Here is an 18,828-nt window from a genome sequence, read left to right on the forward strand (position 1 = left end):
TGCACCACTCCTTGATTCTTTATTGTTCTTGGCGCCGTCATACCAGCACTTCGCGCGCGTTCGGATGGCTGAGGAAGGCAGCCGGGCTGGCCGTCAGGCCATACGCGCCCGACTGGAACACCACCACCAGGTCGCCGACATCGGCTTTAGCCATCTCCATCTGGTCGGCCAGCAGGTCGAGCGGCGTGCACAGCGGGCCTACCACGGACGCGGTCTCGCGCTCGCCGCCGGCGACGCGGTTGCCGACGACGGCCGGATAGTTCTTGCGGATCACCTGGCCGAAGTTGCCCGACGCTGCCAGGTGATGGTGCAGGCCGCCGTCGGTGACGAGGTAGACCTGGCCGCGCGAGACCTTGCGTTCGATCACGCGGCTGACGTAGACGCCTGCTTCGGCCACCAGGTAGCGGCCCAGCTCGATCTGCACCTGCACGCCCGGCAGCGCTTTCAGCACGTCGGGCAGCAGCAGCTTCAGGTTGGCGCCGACCGCTTCCAGGTCGAGCCGGCCTTCGCCCGGGAAATACGGGATGCCGAAGCCGCCGCCGATGTTGAGCGTGCGCAGCGGACGCGGCGCGTCGGCGGCCAGGCGGATCGCCAGCGCGAAGGTTTTCTCGTGCGCTTCCTGGATCGACGCCGCCTTCAGGTTCTGCGAGCCGCTGTAGATGTGAAAGCCGTAGAAATCGAGCTCCAGCTCGCCCAGGCGTTTCAATAAAGCCGGCACCAGTTCGGCGTCGACGCCGAACTGCTTCGGCCCGCCGCCCATCTTCATGCCGGACGACTTCAGTTCGAAATCGGGATTGACCCGCACCGCCACCTTCGGCACGATGCCGAGCCGCTTGCCGGCCAGCGCGATGCGTTCCATCTCGGCGCCCGACTCCATGTTCAGCACCACGCCGGCGGCGACCGCGCAGGCCAGGTCGGCGTCGCTTTTTCCCGGGCCGGCGAAGCTGATCAGGCCGGCGTCCATCGTCGTGTCGAGGGCGACGCGCTGCTCGCCGCCGGAGGCGATGTCGATGCCGTCGACCAGGGTGGCCATGTGCTGCACCACGGCCGGCATCGGGTTCGCCTTCATGGCGTAGTGCAAGTGGATTTCCGGCGGCAGATATTCACGCAGCAGCGCGACGCGCTCGGTCAGCTTGGCGCGGTCGTAGGCGTAGAACGGCGTGCTGCCAACCCGCTCGGCCAGCCGGGTCAGGGGCATGCCGCCTACCTGCAGGCAATCGTCGATGACGTCAAATTGCGTCATCGGCGCATGTTGGGGGCGCACGGCGCTCATTGGGCGGCTTCCATAAAAGTGTTTTCAAATTGCTGGCTGAGCAGCTTGCGGTCGATCTTGCCGTTCGGGTTGCGCGGCAGGCTGGTGTCGGCCATGACGATGCGGGCCGGCAGCATGTAGGCCGGCAGGTGCGGCTTGCACGCCGCCATCAGTGCGTCGGCGTCAATCGCCATGCCTTCCTTGCAGTGGGCGACGACGACGATCGCCTGGCCCAGGGTCGGGTGCGACACGCCGATCGCGGCCGCTTCGGCCACCTGCTCGCGGGCGTACACCACTTCCTCCACCTCGCTCGGGCTGACCCGGTATCCGGACGTCTTGATCATCTCGTCGTTGCGGCTGATGAAGAAGAGGAAACCTTCTTCATCCTTGCGCACGGTGTCGCCCGACCATACCGCCATTTCCGTCATCGTCAGGCCATGGTGGTTCGACACGACCGGTTTGAACCTTTCCGCCGTCTTGGCGCGGTCGTTCCAGTAGCCGAGCGAGACGAGCGCGCCGCGGTGCACCAGTTCGCCCGGTTCGCCCGGCTCGCACTCGGTGCCGTCGGCACGCAGCACGACTACTTCCGCGTTCGGGATCGCCTTGCCCATCGAATCGGGACGGCGGTCGACTTCTTCTGGCGGCAAAAAGGTCGAGCGGAAAGCTTCGGTCAGGCCGTACATCAAGAACGGCTTGGCGTTCGGCAGCGCGCGGCGCAGCGCGTCGAGCGTCGGGCGCTGCATGGCGCCGCCCGAATTGGTGATGTAGCGCACCGTGCAGTCGGCCGGCCAGGTCAGCTGGGCGACCTGGATCCACAGCGGCGGCACGGCCGCCAGGCCGGTGATGCGCTCGGTCTCGACCGCCTTGACGATGTCGCGCGGCAGCAGATAATTGATCAGCACGGCGGTGGCGCCGACGTGGAACGCCGTCGTCAGCTGCGACAGGCCGTAGTCGAAACTGAGCGGCAGCACCGCCAGGATTCGGTCGGCGGCCGTGTTTTCGAGGTAGCTGGCGACGCTGGTGGCGCCGGCTACCATGTTGCGGTGCGACAGCACCACGCCCTTCGGCTTGCCGGTGCTGCCCGACGTGTACAGGATAGCGGCGATGTCGGCGTCGATGACGCGGTGCGGTTTCTGGCCGGCGGGCGCGGCCAGCAGCGCGTCCCACGGCTGCACGGCAACGCCTTCGACTGCCGGCAGCTTGTCGGCCGCGCCCGTCACCAGCACCAGCTTTAGGTCGGGGCACAGGGCCAGCGCGGGCGCGAGCAGGCGCAGGCGGTCGGCCGAGGTAACCAGCACGCGCACGTTGCAGTCGGCCATGATGTAGCCGACCTGCTCGGGCTTGAGCAGCGGATTGACCGGCACGAACACGCCGCCGGCAGCGGCGGCGCCGAACATGGCGGCGACGTTCTCGACATTTTTTTCAATGTAGACGGCGACCCGCTCGCTGCGGCCCAGGCCGGCGGCCAGCAGGCCGTTGGCGACCTGGCTGACGGTGCCGGCCAGCGTGGCGTAGTCAAGGCGGCGCTTGCCGGAAACCAGCGCTTCGGCGCCCGGTGTGCGCCGGGCCGAGTTAAAGATGAATTCGTGGATCAGGTCACTCATGGGCGTGGTCGTTTGTGCAGGGTTTGGCAACTTTATTTGAACAGTTGCAACATAAGGCCAAATATTAACATTTCATTACGCAAATTCTTATCGTTTTTGCTTGTGTGTGGCTGCCAGCCGACGTTTTCCGCGTTCCCACATATATATAGCGCCCGCCTACACCAGCTTCAGGCCCAGTCCGGCTTTGCGCAGCGCCTGCTCGGCGCGTAACAAACATTCCTTTTCGGCCCCTTCCGGCCGCCCGCTCAGCCTCCACAATGCATACAGCGACACCGAATACACCAGCGCGCCTACGGCAATACACAACAGCAGGGCCAGCACGTAGGTGTGGGTCTGGGTGCCCAGGGTGAGCTGATGCTTCACCGCATACACGGCCAGCGTCATCAGCGCCACTGCGGCGGTCGGGCGCCACAGCCGTGCGGCGTACCCGAGGACTGACAGGTTCAACTGCCTGTGGATCAGGATCTGGTTGACTGGCACCATGCAGATGGCCGTGATCAGGAACGACCAGGCCGCGCCGGTCGCGCCCCATTTCCAGGTGGCCGGCAGCAGCAACGCCACCAGCACCACAAACTGCGCCGCCGCAACAATGGTGATCAGGCGAGGACGCCCGACTGCCAGGTAGACATACCCGATGTTCGTCTGCAGTGCCGTCAAGACGCTGAACAGCGAAAGGATCTGGATCAGCGGGATCGCGTCCAGCCACTTCCAGCCCAGCACCGCCGGCACCATCAGGTCGGCCACAACGGCGATGCCGATACCCATCGGCAGCGTGAACAGCGCAATGACGGAAATGACGCCAAGAAAGCTGCTGCGCAGCTGGTCTATGTCGTGCGAAAGGCGCGAATAGCCCGGGAAGGCGGCGCGGTTGATCGGTGCGACCAGCTCGGTAGTTGGCAAGGTCGCGAACTCGTATGAAATGGCATAGACGCCAAGGCCGGTGACGCCAGCGAGCTTGCCGATGACGAATTCCGATGCGCGCCCATTCAGGAAGATGAGCACGTTGTTGATAAACAACCACTTGGACGAGTTAAACAGATCGACGCGCGCCTTCAGCGACAGTTTGGGCCGGTAGTCGCTGACCAGGTAGGACAGCACCACCGACGCGACGGTGCCGGTCAGCTGGCCAATCACCAGCGCCCAATAGCTGTGCAGCCAGATGGCGATCGGGATCGTCACGATCACCGGCGCCAGGCGCTTGCCGAGCATGAATTTGAATTCGCGGTCGAAGCGCATTTCGCGCCGGAAGATGACCGGGCCGATATTCGACAGCCCGCCGATGAAGCAGCCCAGCGCCAGCGAGTACACCACCGCTTCGAGCCGCGGCTCGTGGTAGAACAGCGCGACCGCATGGGCCAGCGCTGCCAGCAGCAGCGCCGTCACCGTGCCGAAAATGACATTGAAGGTCCAGGCCGTATCAAATTCATCACGGCCGGCATCCGGCTTCTGGATCAGGTGAACATCGAAGCTGAATGCGAACAGCAGCGCCAGCGCGCCGATCAGCATCATCGCGATTGCAACCAGACCGAAATCGACCGGCGCCAGCAGGCGGGCCAGCACGATCGTACTGACCAGCCCCACACCGCGGTCGATCAGCTTAAAAGCGACCATCCACACGGCGCCCTTGGCAATTTGGTTATTGATTTTTTCCATTGGGCAGGACGACCTTTGGTGATTCGCAGCGCTAATACGGCATTTTATTGTCGAGTTGCATTGTAGCAGCAATCAATTTCCGTTAAACACCGCACACGTCGCGTTTTGCAACATATCGTGCTCGATTGCATTTCTGTGAAGCCAATTTTTTGCCAGACGGGTTATACTCCGGAATGATGTAGAAATTGAAACTAGGAATCTATGGACACTGATGTCAAGCGGACGATGGACGGCGCCGTACAGTACCCGCCGCGAACCGGCAGCAGCACTGTGGCGGACGCCGAAGCGTCCGCCAGCCCGGCGTCCGACCGTCCCCACTTCCCTGCCGCCGTCGCACCGGTGTCGCCGGTGCTGTCGTTCGACTCGTTTTTCGACAGCGGCGCGCCGCCGGTGCGCTCGATCCTCGACGCGGGCCAGGCGCGCGAGGTGACCAGCGGCCGCATCGCCATCGCGCTGGCGTTGCGCCAGATGAACATCAAGGCCGGCGACTCGGTGCTGGTGCCGTCGTTCCACTGCGCCTCGATGATCGAGCCGGTGACCTGGTCGGGCGCCACGCCCGTGTTCTACCGCATCAATGACGACACGTCGATCAACCTCGACGACATCGCATCCAAGCTCGACGGCACCAGCAAGGTGCTGATGGTGACCAATTACTTCGGCTTCCCGCAGGACCTGTCGGCCATCCGCGCGTTTTGCGACCGCCACAACTTGCTGATGCTGGAAGACTGCGCCCATTGCTTCCTGGGCGAACACAAGGGCCGGCCGGTCGGCTCCTACGGCGACTATGCGATCGCCAGCAGCATGAAGTTCTTCCCGATTTACGAAGGCGGGCTGCTGGTGTCGGCCCGCCATTCGCTCGACGCGGTGACGCTGCGCTCGGCCGGCAAGGGCTTCGAGGCAAAAGCGGCGCTCAACGCGCTCGAAGACAGCTTTTCGTTCGGCCGCCTTGGCGTCGTCAAGGCGCTACTGTGGCTGCCGCTGGCAACCAAGGATTTCCTGTGGCGCTCGATCAAGAAGGCCAAGCCGGCCGGCGCCCACTCGATGGTGCCGGGCTCGTCCGAAGGCGGCTTCAGCTTCGATCCGGCTTGGCTCGACAAGCACTCGTCGATGTTCTCGCGCGCGATGCTGAAACTGGTGTCGCGCCCGCGCATGGGCGCCCTGCGCCGCAAGAACTACCTGAAAATGGCGGCCGCGCTCGAAGGCGTGCCCGGCTGCCGGCCGCTGTTTTCCACCTTGCCCGAGGGCGTCTACCCTTGGGTGTTCCCCCTACTTACCGACAATCCCCAGCCGGCGTTCAACACGCTCAAGTCGCGCGGCGTGCCGATCATTCGATTCGGCGAATACCTGTGGCCCGGCGTCGACGCCACGGTCTGCGCCAATAGCGTCGACCTGTCGAAGCGCGTGATGTCGTTTTCCTGCCATCAGGAACTGCGCGAGGACGAACTGGACTGGATGATCGACCAAATCAAGGACGCGCTGCGCGCGCACCCACAGCCACTATGATGAACTGGACTATCGTCCCGGCGAGCGAATTCGCCCGGCATGCCGAACAATGGCACCAACTGAACCGGCAAGGCCCGCGCTCGCCGCTGTTCGAGCTCGATTTCGTCCAGCCGTTGCTGGCCGAATTTGGCACCGGCGCGGAAATGCTGGCAATTTGCCGCGACGGCAAGCTGGTGGTGGCGATGGCGATCATGGCGCCGGTGCGGCGCGGCGCCTGGGCCACGTTCCAGCCGTCGCAGGCGCCGCTCGGCATGTGGATGAGCTTGCGCGGCGCCGACCTCGACGCCCTGCTCTCCTCTCTGATGCGCAAGCTGCCGGGCCTGCCGCTGGTGGTCGGCCTGACCCAGTGCGACCCGCTGCTGCTGGCGCGCCCGGACGCCGCAAGCGCCGTGCAGACCGCCGACTACATCGACACCGCGCGCATCACCGTGACTGGGACCTTTGACGAGTACTGGGCGGCGCGCGGCAAGAACTTGCGCGCCAACCTGAAAAAGCAGCGCGCCCGCATGCTCAAGGAAGACATTGTCGCGCGCATGGACACCCTCAGCGCCCCGGAAGACATGGCGGCGGCGGTGGCCCAGTTCGGCCTGCTCGAAAGCGCCGGCTGGAAGGCGCAGGGCGGCACCGCGATCCATCCGGACAACGCCCAGGGCCGCTTCTACCGCAGCATGCTAGAAGGCTTCTGCCGGCGCGGCGCGGCCGTCATGATCCGCTACTTTTTTAACGACAAAGTCGTGGCGATGGACCTGTGCATCGAGGGCGACGGCGTGCGCGTGATCCTGAAGACCACCTACGACGAAAGCGTGCCTAGCCACTATTCGCCGGCCTTCCTGATGCGCGAGGAAAGCTGCCAGCAGATGTTCGCCAACAAGACCTACGGCACGCTCGAGTTCTACGGCAAGGTCATGGACTGGCATACCAAATGGACCGATGAGGTGCGCACGTTGTACCATGTCAACAGTTACCGCTGGCCGATCCTGCTGCGGCTGCACACCTTCGTCAAAAACCGTCCCGGCCGCCAGCAAGCGCAGCCATTACCCGAGCCGGCGGTCGCCGCGCCCCCGCTCGCCAACAACCAATCGTCGGAATAATCATGTACCTGGAAGAAGTTAAAACAATTTTGGCTGACGTCCTCAGCCTTGGCGCCGCCAAAGACAGCCTGACCGAACAATCGGCACTGCTCGGCAGCATCCCCGAACTCGACTCGATGGCAGTGGTGAACCTGATCACCGCGCTCGAAGAACACTTCGGCATCACCGTGGACGACGACGAGATCAGCGCCACCACGTTCGAAACGCTCGGAAGCCTGACCGCTTTCGTGCAGCAAAAACTGGCGTAGTCGATGCCGGTTCCAGACGCTCCACGCGCCGAGGCCTTTTTCCTGCAAACGGAACCTGGCCAGCGCTTTTGCCTGTTCCATCCGCCGGCCGGCGCCTGCCGCGGCGCGCTGCTGTACGTGCCGCCGTTCGGTGAAGAGATGAACAAGTCGCGCCGCATGGCCGCGCTGCAGGCGCGCGACCTGGCCGCGCGCGGCTTCGGCGTGCTGCTGATCGACCTGTACGGCTGTGGCGACAGCAGCGGCGACTTCGGCGAAGCGCGCTGGGACCTCTGGAAGCACGACCTGGCGCTTGGCCAGCGCTGGCTGCGCGAGCGCCTCGGCGTGCCGGTCAGCCTGTGGGGCCTGCGCCTGGGCGCCCTGCTGGCGCTCGACTTCGCGCGTGATGCGCACGAGCCGGTCGCCAGCCTGATGCTGTGGCAGCCGGTGCAAAGCGGCGCCACCTTCCTGACCCAGTTCCTGCGCCTGCGAATCGCCAACGACATGCTATCGGACGACAAGGAAAAAGGCGGCGGCACCAAGGCGCTGCGGGACCAGCTGCGCGCCGGCGAGGCACTTGAAATAGCCGGCTACGAGTTGGCGCCGGCGATGGCCGACGCCATCGAGTCGCTCGACGCCGCCGCGCTGTTCGTTGCCAGCTGCCCGGTGCACTGGTTCGAAGCGGTGCCGGCCGACGGCCGCCCGATTTCGCCCGCCGCCTCCAAGGTCACAACCGCGTGGCAAGCAGCCGGCGCCGCGCCGCAGATCCACCTGGTCACCTGCCCGCCGTTCTGGGCCGCCCAGGAAGTGACCGAATGCGCGGCCCTGGTGGCAGCCACGACGGCGGTGTTTGCAGGGATAGCGGCATGAATTACCAGGAAACAGCCGTCAACTTTACCTGCCGAGACGACAGCCTGTACGGCATCGCCAGCCTGCCGGCGCAAGGCGCCGCGCGCGGCGTGCTGGTCGTCGTCGGCGGGCCGCAATACCGCGCCGGCAGCCACCGCCAGTTCACTTTGCTGGCGCGCAGCCTGGCCGAGCAGGGAATTCCGGCCATGCGCTTCGACTACCGTGGCATGGGCGACAGCGGCGGCGAGCCGCGCAGCTTCGAGGACGTCCAGCATGACCTGCGCGCGGCGATCGACCATTTTCTGACCTTGGTGCCGGGCATGCGCGAAGTGGTGATCTGGGGCCTGTGCGACGCCGCCTCGGCCGCCCTGTTCTACGGCGCCAGCGACGCGCGCGTGTGCGGCCTGGTGCTGCTCAATCCGTGGGTGCGCACCACCGGCGGCCACGCCAAGGCGACCCTGAAGCACTACTACGTCGACCGCCTGCTGCAGCCGGCGCTGTGGCGCAAGATCGCCAGCGGGCGCTTCGACTACCGCGGCGCGCTGCGCTCGTTTACCAGGCTGCTCGGCGCCGCCCGCGGCAGCGCCGACGCGCCGGCGCCCGAGGCGGGCGAGCCGGCCGACTCCTGCGCGCCGCTCCCCGATCGCATGCTCGCCGGGATGACCAAATTTAAAGGCAAGGTTTTGTTGATACTGAGTGGACGCGACCTGACGGCGCAGGAGTTTTCCGACCTGGCGAAAGGCTCGCCCCAGTGGCAGCGGCTGCTCGGCGCCAGCCACGTCACGCGTCAGGCGCTCGACGAGGCGGACCATACGTTCTCGCGCCGCGTCTGGCGCGACCAGGTCTCCGGCTGGACCGGCGAGTGGGTGAAATCATGGTAAAGCGCGTGCTGATGATCGCCTTCCATTTTCCGCCGCTGCGCGGCAGCAGCGGCATCCAGCGCACCCTCAAGTTCGCCCAGTACCTGCCGCAGTATGGCTGGCAGCCGGTGGTGCTGTCGGCCCATCCGAGGGCCTACGCCCAAAGCGGTGACGACCAGTTGCGCGACATCCCGGCCGACGTGGTGGTGCACCGCGCCTTTGCGCTCGACACCGCGCGCCACCTGTCGTTCAAGGGCCGCTACGTGAGCTGGATGGCGCTGCCGGACCGCTGGGCCACATGGGCGCTCGGCGCCGTGCCGGCCGGCCTGTCGCTGGTGCGCAAATACCGTCCGGCCGTGATCTGGTCGACCTATCCGATCGCCACCGCCCACATCATCGGCTACGTTCTGCACCGCCTCACCGGCATCCCATGGGTGGCCGACCTGCGCGATCCGATGACCGACGAAGGCTATCCGTCCAATCCGGTCACGCGCCGCGTCTACCAGTGGATCGAAAAGAAGACCGTGCAGCATTGCCAGCGCGCCGTCTGCACCACGCCGGGCGCGATCGTCACTTACCGCACCCGCTTCCCCGAGATTGATCCGGCGCGCTTCACGCTGCTCGAAAACGGGTTCGACGAAGAGAACTTCGCCGACGCCGAGAGCCTGGCGGCAGCGCCGCAAGGTGCGCGTTTCCGGCTCGTCCACAGCGGCGTGATCTACCCGTCCGAGCGGGATCCGATTCCGCTGTTTCAAGCGCTCGCCGAACTGAAGGCGCAGGGCCGCATCGCGGCCGCCACGTTCGAGCTGGTGCTGCGCGCGACCGGCCACGACGAGTATCTCGCCAAGCTGATCGCCGACGCCGGCATCGAGGACCTGGTGACCCTGGCGCCGCACGTGTCGTACCGCGACGCGCTGGCCGAAATGGTCACCGCCGGCGGCCTGCTGATTCTGCAGGCGACCAACTGCAACCACCAGGTGCCGGCCAAGCTGTACGAATACCTGCGCGCGCGCCGCCCGATCCTGGCGCTGACCGATCCGATCGGCGACACCGCCGCCACCCTGCGAAAGGCTGGCATCGATACGATCGCCCCGCTCGATTCGAAAGCGGCGATTGTCGAAGGCATGCTACGCTTCCTCACATTGGCCGAGGCCGGCACAGCGCCGCTGGCGTCGAGCGCCGACATCAACGCCAATTCGCGCCGCGCGCGCACCGGCGTGCTGGCGACGCTGCTCGATACGATTACCATTGAAGTGCCGGCTGAACCGGCGCACGCCAAACCGCGCGTGTCCAAACACTAGGAGCGACTATGAATAGCATGTGGAAGATTGCGGCGCTGAGCATGGCGTTGATGGCGACAGGCAGCGCGGCGGCAGCGACCGATGGCAAAGTCAATTTTTGCGGCGACTTGAAAAATGCCTTCGGGCCGTTCGATTACCGTACCCGCGGAGAGCACAGCAACGATTTCGATCTAGTTGAAGGCGGCCACTTTACTGCGGACGTCGAAAACGGCATCCGCGGCAGTTCCGGTGCGATCGGCGGCGACCTTGACTACACACTGCGGGCGATCCCGAACCACCACCGTGCGCTGGCGACGCTCGCCAAGGTGGCGGTGCGCAGCAAGACGCTGCAGGTGCCTGGCGCCAGATATCCAGTCGAATGCTATTTCGAACGGGCTAGCCGCTTCCAGCCGAACGACGGCGGCGTCAAGGCCGAATACGGCAACTACCTGTACGCGATGGGCAAACCCGACAAGGCCTTCCTGATGTTTAAGGAAGCGGTCGACCTGAGCCCTGATAACCCGACCATCAACTACAACGTCGGCCTGAGCTACTACCAGCGCAAGGATTACGACAACGCGCTGCTGTATGCGAAGAAGGCCTACGCGCTCGGCTTCCCGCTGCCTGGCCTGAAGAACAAGCTGGCCGCGGCCGGCAAGTGGAACGACAAGCCCTGAATCAGGACGCGGCCGGCAGCGGCCGCAATCGCCTGGCCAGCACGATGCCGGCCACCACCGCGGCCAGCGCCGCCAGGTACAGCGCGCCCCAGCGGGCGAACAGCTCCGGCGCCGACAGCAAGGTGGTGCGGTCCTGGCCAAGCAGGAACTGCAGCCCGCCGAACACCCTGCCGCCGTTGATCACCACCGTCTCGATGGCCTGGTTCAGCAGCAGCCAGCTGGCGCCCAGCAGCGCGCCAGTCGCCGCCAGCAGTACAGGCCGACGCGCCATCCCTCCTCCCAGCAGCACCGCATTGGCGGCGAACAGCGCCACCGCCAGCGCCAGGTAGAATGCGCCACCGTCGACCACCAGTTCGGTGAGGTTGTCGGTGATCGCCCAGTCCAGCACCACGTACTTGGCCAGCACCCAGAACGGCAACAGGCAAAGCACCAGCACCATGACGCGCGCGCGCCTGTCACGCCGCGCGATCGCCGCCAGGCCGACCACCAGCGGGATCGCAAAGACCGCGTACAGCGCGACGAAGCGCACTAGCCGTTCGGTCGCGTCGACCGCAACGCGCGGCCAGCCGGCCAGGCCGGTACGCCAGGCCTCGCCCCAGTAATTGTCGTCGACGACGCGGCGATACAGGTCGGGCGCGCCGATGATCTTCTCGAGCATGATGGCCGGCGTTGCGAGGTTGACCAGCGCGTAGCTGACCAGCGCCAGGCCGACCACCACCGGCGGCGTCCAGAGGGCGCCGTGGCGGCGCCGCGCGTCGAGCTGCAGCACCGCGCGCGCGGCCAGCCACGGCCCGCCGCCAAGCCACAGCAGCGCCAGCGAAAACACCGCCGCGCCGGCCAGCGCATGCTCGCCGAACAGCTTTTTCAGGTTGTACGGAATGCCCGGCAGCTGCAGCACCAGCCACATCGCCAACGTCAGCACGGCGGCGGTGACGGCCAGCGGCAGCAGCGGATGGGCCAGGCGCGTCGATTGCGCCGGCGGCGGCAGCTCCGCCTCGGCAGCGGGTTCGCCAACGCCGGCGCGCAGGGCGACGGCGGCCGGCGCCAGCATCAGCGCCATCGCCAGCGTCGTGGTGTCGCCATGCACGCCGACTATCGCCACGCGCACCCATTCGAGCACCACCAGCAACAGCAGCACCAGCGCGCTCCACAACAGCGGGCGCCGGCGCCAGCGCGCCGGCCCGGCCATCCCGGCCCACAGCATGGCGCCGATCGCCAGCGCCTCGAACGCCGCTGGCGGTACTTCCTTGAGCACGCCGCGCCAGAGCAGGTGTGAAAACGGCGTCAGCGTGAAGCCGCCATCGAGCATCTGGCCGCGGTACGGCGTCAGCACGGTGACCAGGTAGGCGCCGAGCGCCAGCACGAAGACGGCGTCGTGGCTGCGCGCACTGGCGCGCTGGCCGACGACGAAACCTGCCGCCAGCCCCGCTACGATGCCGAGCAGCGTTTCGCGCCGCAGGCTGCCGTAGGCGACGAGCACTTCGAGGCCGACGGCCACCACGCCCAGGCCGATGACGCCGGCCAGCGGGCGGCGCAGCATGCCCATGCCCGTCACCGCGATGCCGGCCAGGGTGGCCGCCAGGCCGTGCTGGAACAGGCGCATCGGCTCGAAAGGCGGCGCGAACACCACCGACTTGACGTGCGCGCGCAGCAAGCCGATGTCGAGCGTCGGCACGAACGGGAACGACTCGTACAGGAACCACAGCAGCACCAGGCATGCCAGGAACAGGTCACGGTGTTCGTTGTCGGCCGACAGCTGGGCGCGAAACGCATGGCGCACGCGGGCCGCCACCAGCAGGCCGACGCCAAGGCCGGCGGTATTCCAGAACGCGTCCGCCACCGAGGCGATGCGGCTCGGCAGGTACAACTGCAGCAGCTGGATGCCCAGCGCCAGCAGCAGCACCGCCAGCAGCACGGCGGTGGCGCGCGCGGCGTAGCTGCGAAACGCCAGGTGCACGGCGACGCCGAGCGGCAGGAACAGGATGAAGTTGTCGATCGCGTCCGCGCGGTTGGCAAAGATGCGCGACTCGGCGAAGAACGATTCGAGCGACTGCGCCTGGCCGGAGAAATCGAACGGGAACAGCGAACCGTAGACGATGAACGCCACCACCGCCGCCAGGAACAGGCGCGCCGGCAGCGTCGATACCTCAGGCGGCCGTACGTGTGGGCGGGACGTTAACGCCGGGCTGATTTCAGACATGGTCCATCCTGGCCGTGAGATTGAAAATAGGTCGCCATGATCATGGCGCCGCTTGGTGCCGGCACCGGACCAGGTCTTCGAACGCGCCCAGCGCGGCCAGCGGCGGGCGCGTGGCCGCGCACAGGTCAGGCAGTGCCGGCGTGGGCGCCGTGCGGCGCGGCGGCGCCTCGCGCCATGCCAGCGCCGCCGCGCCATCGGTGGCGAAGAGCCGGCGCACCGGATGCTGGCCGACAAAAAGCGCCGCTGCGGGCGTTGCCCTGTTCTCGCGCAGGCGCAAACGGGCGCCGGCGCGCTCGACAATCCGGCCATCGACCAGATTGCCCTCGACGTCGCCGGTGCTACCGGCAAAGCGCGCTTCGATGCCGGTGGTGTCGAGCAGCGTATTGTGCAGGACCCGGCTGCGCGCGGCGCTGTTAAGGTAAATGCCGGCGTCCGAGCAAGACGTCACCAGGTTCGACTGGATCACTCCCTCGTCCTGCTCGGTAATGCATTTCTGATCGCGGCAGTACTGCTTGCCACTGCCGCCGCCGCCAAGCGACAGGCCGACGCGCTGGCCGGCCAGGCCGCGCAGGCGCGCTTCGCACACCACGACGTTTTGCTCGAACACGTTGCGCGCACCGCCGCCCTTGGCAAACGCGCCGTAGCTGATGCCGTCGCCGCCGGCCTTGACGAAGTCGCTGATCAGGTTGCGCCGGATGGTCCAGCCGTTCACCGCCACCATGTCGATCACCGTCACCGAGCCGCCGGTCTGGCGCACGCTGCCATTGGTCAGCGTATTGCCTTCGATCAGGCCGTCGTCGGGGAAGCGGCCCCGCTCGCCATTGATCTTGAAATGGGCATTGAAGTCGGCAATGGTATTGTTGATCGCGGCGAAGCGAACTGCGCCGCCGACGACGTGGAAGGCATGCTCGCAATCGGGCTGCGCCGCGCAGGCGCCGCGCAGAGACAGGTTTTCCACCCGCCAGTCCGGCGCCGTGACAACGAAACCCTGCTCCGTCGCGAAATCGATGAACACGGTATCGGCCTGCCGCGCGCGCAGCGTGATCTTGCTGTCGGGCCGCCCCGGTTGCGCCAGCGGCAGCGTCTGGCTGAAATGGTAGCGGCCCGGCAGCATCGTCAGTACTTCGCCTGGCAACGCGTGCGCGATGGCGCTGCGCACTTCCGCCGCACTGCCGAGCAATATTTCGCGGCCGCTTTGCCGCGCCGCCATCGCCCGCGGCAGTGCGCCGACGCCCGGTATGACCAGGGCGTGTGGAGCAACGTCGGTGCCCCGCACCCCCAGGACGGCAATGGCGCCGGCAGCGGCCAGCACCAGCACGGTCAGGATCGACCAGGTGCGAAGAATGCGGCGGCGACGTGGATGCATGGAGCTTGCCGGATTAGTTGTCGGTGACGGCATACCAAGCCAGCCCCAGCCACTCGTACAGCGCGGCATGCGAGCGGCGCAGGCCTTCGGCCGATGGCCACAGCCGCAGCGGGCCGAACGAGCCAGTCTCCTGATAAAACGTCGGGCCGGGCGTGACGGCGATGCCGGCGCGCTCGAACTCCAGGCGCGCGCGCCGCATGTGCACCGCGTCGGTGACGAGGATGACGTGGCCGATGCCCGCTTGCCTCAGCATCGCTGCCGAAAAGCGCGCGTTTTCCGACGTGTTGCGCGACGCGATTTCAGTCCATTTGACAGGAATCTGGAACTGATTTTCCAGCACGCGCCGCGTGATGATCGCCAGCGGCACTTCGTCGGCCAGTTCGCTGGCCATGCCGCCGGTCACCAGCAGCGGCAGCTGGCGGCTGCGATACAGGTGGGCCGCATAGCTGATGCGCTTGAGGGCGGTGAAGTCGGGCACCGGCTGCAGTCCGTATTCGGGGCTGTTGCGCACGCGCCCGGCCGTCAGCATGACGATCGCCTGGGCGGGCGATGGCCCACCGCGCAGGGCCGGCTCGAGCGACTCGAGCGGATGCACCACCAGCCAGCTGCCGACGCCGGTGGACAGCACATACAGCAGCGCCAGCGAAATGCCGCACAGCGCCTTGCCCAGCCGGGGCCGGCGCCGCCATACCAGCAGGCCGAGCGCGGCGAGCGCGAACATGCCGCCGGGGGGCAGTACCAGCAGCTTGCACGCCGTTGCCAGCGCAGTCGTCAGTGCCATGGGCCGGCTTAGCCGGGCGACTTGATGCCGTGCCGTCCCAGCAGGTCGTACATGGTCGGGCGGCTGATGCCCAGCAGTTCGGACGCCTTGACGATGTTGCCGTCGACCCGCGCCAGCGCCTTGACGATCGCCTTGTACTCGGCCTCGTCGCGCACCTGGCGCAGGTTCAGCGGCTCTTCCTCGGGCGCGGCGCCGTTCAGGCCAAGGTCGTCGGCGGCGATGTACTGGCCGTCGGTCATGATGACGGCGCGCTTGATGCAGTTCTCCATTTCGCGCACATTGCCCGGCCAGCCGTACGCTTCGATGGCGCCGATCGCCTCGTTCGAGAAGTGCAGCGCGGAGCGTGATTCCTGCGCGCTGAACTTGTTCTTGAAGTGGTGCGCCAGCAGCGCGGCGTCGCCGACGCGGTCGCGCAGCGGCGGGATGGTGACGACGATTTCCGACAGGCGGTAATACAAGTCTTCGCGGAAGCGCCCGGTGGCGGTCAGGTCCTTCAGTTTCTGGTGGGTCGCGCACACGATCCGCACGTCGACCGGAATCTCTTCATGGCCGCCGACGCGCTCGACTACGCGCTCCTGCAGGAAGCGCAGCAGCTTGGCCTGCAGCGCCATCGGCAGGTCGCCCACTTCATCGAGGAAGAAGGTGCCGCCGTGCGCCAGTTCGACCTTGCCCTTGGTCTGCTTGGCCGCGCCCGTAAATGCGCCTTTTTCGTAGCCGAACAATTCGCTCTCGAGCAGGTTCTCGGGAATCGCCGCGCAGTTGATCGCCATGAAGCGGTTCGACGCGCGCGGGCTGAGCGCATGCAGCGCGCGCGCCAGCACTTCCTTGCCGGTGCCGCTTTCGCCCAGGATCATCACCGACGCCGACGTCGGCGCCACTTTCTCGATGTTGCGGCATACCTTGAGCATGCCGGCGTCGCGCGAGATCACGCCCGACATCGGCGAATCGGCCTGCGACTGCTGCATGCGGCGGTTTTCCTGCTGCAGCGCGTTGAGGAAAAAGGCGCGCTCGATCACCAGGCCCAGCACCTCCGGGTCGCACGGCTTCTGGTGAAAGTCGTAGGCGCCCATGGCGATTGCCTTGACGGCGTTGCCGCGCTCCTGGTTGCCGGTCAGGACGATGACGCGCGTGTCCGGCGCCAGCGCCAGGATCTGCTGCAACGTCGCCAGCCCTTCGGTCGAGCCGTCCGGATCGGGCGGCAGGCCCAGGTCCATCGTCACCACCGCCGGCTCGTGGCGGCGAATCTGCGCCAGCGCGCTTTCGCGGTCGCCGGCGACGACCACGTCGTAGGCGTCGAAGCTCCACTTGAGCTGCTTTTGCAGGCCTGGATCGTCTTCGATGATCAGCAGTTTCTGTTTCGTTTGGGTCACGGCGAATCCTTAGGTACTCATGCTGCCTGATTGATGGTGTGCGCCTCTTGCCGCTCTTGCTTTAGCAGCGGCAAGATGATGGTAAACGTCGAACCGCGGCCCTGTTCACTGGTCACTTCCAGCGTGCCGCCCAGTTCCTCGATGTATTCCTGGCTTTCGAAGGCGCCGATGCCCATGCCGGCCGACTTGGTCGACTCGAACGGCTTGAACAGGCGCTCGCGGATAAAGTCCTCGCTCATGCCCTCGCCATTATCGGTGATGCGGATCAGCACGCTGTCGCCGCGCCTGGCCAGCCCGATCTCGACGCGGCCGTCGCGCGCGGTGGCCTCGATCGCATTCTGGATCAGGTGGCCGACCACGCGCTCGAGGCGCTCCCAGTCGGCGCGCACGGTCAGGCCGGCATCGGCCACCGTCAGCACCGGCTGCGGCTCGAAGCCGCCCTTGCTGGCGACGGCCTGGCGCAGCAGCCGCTCGATCGGCAGCGCCACCGGGTTTTCCGGCGTCACCGTGCGGCTCAGCTTTTGCAGCAGCAGCTTCATTTTCTGCACCGAGAAATTGACCGTCTCGATCATGTCGTTCTGGAATTCGGGATTGTGCTTGTGGCGCTCGGCGTTCGACATCATCAGCGACAGCTGCGACACCAGGTTCTTCAGGTCGTGCACGACGAAGGTCGACATCCGGTTGAACGACTCGAACTGGCGCGCCACCATCAGCGCGTTGGCCGCCTCGTATTGCGCCAGGTAACTGGCCGCCTGGTTCCCGGCGATTTTGAGCAGATCGATCACTTCCCAGTTCAGCTTGATGGCGCTGCGCGGCTGCATCAGCAGCATGAAGCCGAACAAGCGGCCCTGCATCATCAGCGGCACCACCAGCCAGCCGCGCGGATAGGCCTGCAACCAGGCCGGCATCGCGACGTCGTCGTACTTGCTGGGCCACTCCTCGTATTCCTGCAGGTCGACCACCCATTCTTTGTTGTCGAGGAACTGGCAGAACGGCGAATCGCCCGGTTCCGACACTTGCGCCAGCGCCACCTGCCAGCTGGCGGCCGGCTCGAACAGGCCGGACTCTTGGCGAATCCACATCAGCCCGGCCGAGCTTTCGACCAGCGCGCCGACCGCCTGCACCGCGCGGTCGCCCAGCCCCGGGCCGGGCTTCGACAATGTGCTGGTAAAGCGCAGCCACTCCTCGCGGTAGTCGTAGTTGTAACTGTAGAAATGCTTGCTGATGAATACCCGCAGCCAGGCGCGGAAGGTGCCGGAAAACAGGATGCCGACCAGCAGGATGACGGCGCCGAACAGGAACGTTACCTGCATCACCGTGCCCCAGCTGCCGCCGAAGTAGCGCAGGTAGTAGCCGGCCGAGCCCATCGTCAGCAGGTAGATGGCGGAACCGAACAGCGCGGCCGAGTGGAACATCACCCGGCGTGACACTGCCAGCTCCGCCGACCACGACGCGCTGCGCACCACCGACACGGCAATCAGCGGCACCGTGAGGGCGTTGACGGCGCCGCGCGCGGCCCATATGTCGGCGTTGACCTGGTGGAACAGCATGGCGTCGCTGTACAGATAGAAGTCGTAGGCGAACATCGCGCCGATGCCAAGGCAGGCGAACTTGATCGCCCAGCGTTCCTGCTCCGGCTTGTTGCGGTACAGCTGCTCGACCAGCAGCATGCCCAGCACGGCGATGCCCATCCGGCCAGCTACGCCCGGCATCAACCCGAATTCGCTGGTCAGTTCGAGCCGGAAATAGCCGAGGGCGGTGGCGCCGAAATACAGCACGTAGAAGGCAATGATCAGTGCCAGGCTCGGGCGCAGGCGGAACGGCAGCCGGCTGTCCTTGTCTTCGAAATGACCGAGCAGGATGATGAGGAAACCGGACCAGGCGCCGTTGCGCAGGATTTCGACGCTGTCGGTGGCCACCGACCACTGGATCGGGTGCAGCGCCTCCCACGCCAGCAGCGCGTTCGACCCGGCGGTAATGGCCGCCGCCAGCGCCAGCACGCGGCCGTGGGCGCGGCCGCGCCAGGTGGTCGACAGCAGCACGCTGAGCAGCAAGAACGCCAGCGCGGCGGTCGCATAGCTGAAGCTGGCGATGGTGGTCAACGTGGACCGTCCATCT

Annotated in this window: 15 protein-coding genes; 7 read left to right on the top strand and 8 right to left on the bottom strand. The window is 66.3% G+C overall.

Features of this window, described 5'->3' with window-relative positions; all coding sequences use genetic code 11:
- Nucleotides 1-37: 37 nt before the first annotated feature.
- From ACP7DD_RS02530 to ACP7DD_RS02540, 3 genes are all read right to left on the bottom strand, one after another.
- Complete coding sequence (locus tag ACP7DD_RS02530; protein ID WP_426173135.1) at nucleotides 38-1,273, bottom strand: pyridoxal-dependent decarboxylase, exosortase A system-associated; 1,236 nt, start codon at nucleotides 1,271-1,273, stop codon at nucleotides 38-40.
- Nucleotides 1,270-2,856 carry an acyl-CoA ligase (AMP-forming), exosortase A system-associated gene (locus ACP7DD_RS02535; protein ID WP_426173136.1) on the bottom strand — a complete coding sequence of 529 codons (1,587 nt, stop codon included), beginning with the start codon at nucleotides 2,854-2,856 and terminating at the stop codon, nucleotides 1,270-1,272. Before ACP7DD_RS02535 ends, ACP7DD_RS02530 begins: the two co-directional genes overlap by 4 nt.
- Nucleotides 2,857-3,012: 156 nt before the next feature.
- A complete protein-coding gene (locus ACP7DD_RS02540; RefSeq protein ID WP_426173137.1) occupies nucleotides 3,013-4,509 on the bottom strand; it encodes a lipopolysaccharide biosynthesis protein in 1,497 nt (498 codons plus the stop codon).
- Nucleotides 4,510-4,710: 201 nt separating this feature from the next.
- On the opposite strand from ACP7DD_RS02540, the gene ACP7DD_RS02545 reads away from it, so the two are divergent.
- Genes ACP7DD_RS02545 through ACP7DD_RS02575 form a run of 7 tightly spaced genes read left to right on the top strand, consistent with a single transcriptional unit; the run spans nucleotide 4,711 to nucleotide 10,993 of the window.
- Nucleotides 4,711-6,012 (top strand): aminotransferase class I/II-fold pyridoxal phosphate-dependent enzyme, encoded by a 1,302-nt coding sequence (locus tag ACP7DD_RS02545; RefSeq protein ID WP_426173138.1) that lies wholly within the window; start codon nucleotides 4,711-4,713, stop codon nucleotides 6,010-6,012.
- Entirely contained in the window at nucleotides 6,012-7,103 is a 1,092-nt protein-coding gene (locus tag ACP7DD_RS02550) for a GNAT family N-acetyltransferase (protein WP_426173139.1), read from the top strand. The genes ACP7DD_RS02545 and ACP7DD_RS02550 overlap by 1 nt, the downstream gene beginning before the upstream one ends.
- Nucleotides 7,104-7,105: 2 nt before the next feature.
- The gene (locus ACP7DD_RS02555; protein WP_426173140.1) at nucleotides 7,106-7,351 is read left to right on the top strand and encodes an acyl carrier protein; all 246 of its coding nucleotides are present in this window, start codon (nucleotides 7,106-7,108) and stop codon (nucleotides 7,349-7,351) included.
- Nucleotides 7,352-7,354: 3 nt separating this feature from the next.
- On the top strand, nucleotides 7,355-8,197 hold the full coding sequence (locus tag ACP7DD_RS02560; RefSeq protein WP_426173141.1) for a hydrolase 2, exosortase A system-associated: 843 nt from the start codon (nucleotides 7,355-7,357) through the stop codon (nucleotides 8,195-8,197).
- Entirely contained in the window at nucleotides 8,194-9,057 is an 864-nt protein-coding gene (locus tag ACP7DD_RS02565; RefSeq protein WP_426173142.1) for a hydrolase 1, exosortase A system-associated, read from the top strand. Before ACP7DD_RS02560 ends, ACP7DD_RS02565 begins: the two co-directional genes overlap by 4 nt.
- Nucleotides 9,051-10,337, top strand: a complete 1,287-nt coding sequence (locus ACP7DD_RS02570) for a glycosyltransferase (RefSeq protein ID WP_426173143.1) — start codon at nucleotides 9,051-9,053, stop codon at nucleotides 10,335-10,337. Before ACP7DD_RS02565 ends, ACP7DD_RS02570 begins: the two co-directional genes overlap by 7 nt.
- 8 nt (nucleotides 10,338-10,345) lie before the next feature.
- The gene (locus ACP7DD_RS02575; RefSeq protein ID WP_426173144.1) at nucleotides 10,346-10,993 is read left to right on the top strand and encodes a tetratricopeptide repeat protein; all 648 of its coding nucleotides are present in this window, start codon (nucleotides 10,346-10,348) and stop codon (nucleotides 10,991-10,993) included.
- 1 nt (nucleotide 10,994) lies between these two features.
- Here ACP7DD_RS02575 and ACP7DD_RS02580 read toward each other — a convergent pair whose 3' ends face one another.
- From ACP7DD_RS02580 to prsK, 5 genes are read right to left on the bottom strand one after another with little or no spacing between them, the layout of a single operon-like run.
- Entirely contained in the window at nucleotides 10,995-13,193 is a 2,199-nt protein-coding gene (locus tag ACP7DD_RS02580; protein WP_426173145.1) for a VanZ family protein, read from the bottom strand.
- 40 nt (nucleotides 13,194-13,233) lie between these two features.
- Nucleotides 13,234-14,559, bottom strand: coding sequence for a right-handed parallel beta-helix repeat-containing protein (locus ACP7DD_RS02585; protein ID WP_426173146.1), 1,326 nt, complete (start codon nucleotides 14,557-14,559; stop codon nucleotides 13,234-13,236).
- Between the two features lie 13 nt (nucleotides 14,560-14,572).
- Nucleotides 14,573-15,340 (bottom strand): YdcF family protein, encoded by a 768-nt coding sequence (locus ACP7DD_RS02590; protein ID WP_426173147.1) that lies wholly within the window; start codon nucleotides 15,338-15,340, stop codon nucleotides 14,573-14,575.
- A gap of 8 nt (nucleotides 15,341-15,348) precedes the next feature.
- Nucleotides 15,349-16,710, bottom strand: a complete 1,362-nt coding sequence (gene prsR / locus ACP7DD_RS02595; RefSeq protein WP_426173148.1) for a PEP-CTERM-box response regulator transcription factor — start codon at nucleotides 16,708-16,710, stop codon at nucleotides 15,349-15,351.
- A gap of 17 nt (nucleotides 16,711-16,727) precedes the next feature.
- A complete protein-coding gene (prsK, locus tag ACP7DD_RS02600) occupies nucleotides 16,728-18,812 on the bottom strand; it encodes an XrtA/PEP-CTERM system histidine kinase PrsK (RefSeq protein WP_426173149.1) in 2,085 nt (694 codons plus the stop codon).
- Nucleotides 18,813-18,828 lie beyond the last annotated feature (16 nt).

Source organism: Massilia sp. TWR1-2-2, assembly GCF_049897565.1.
Lineage (GTDB): Bacteria > Pseudomonadota > Gammaproteobacteria > Burkholderiales > Burkholderiaceae_D > JAFCUW01.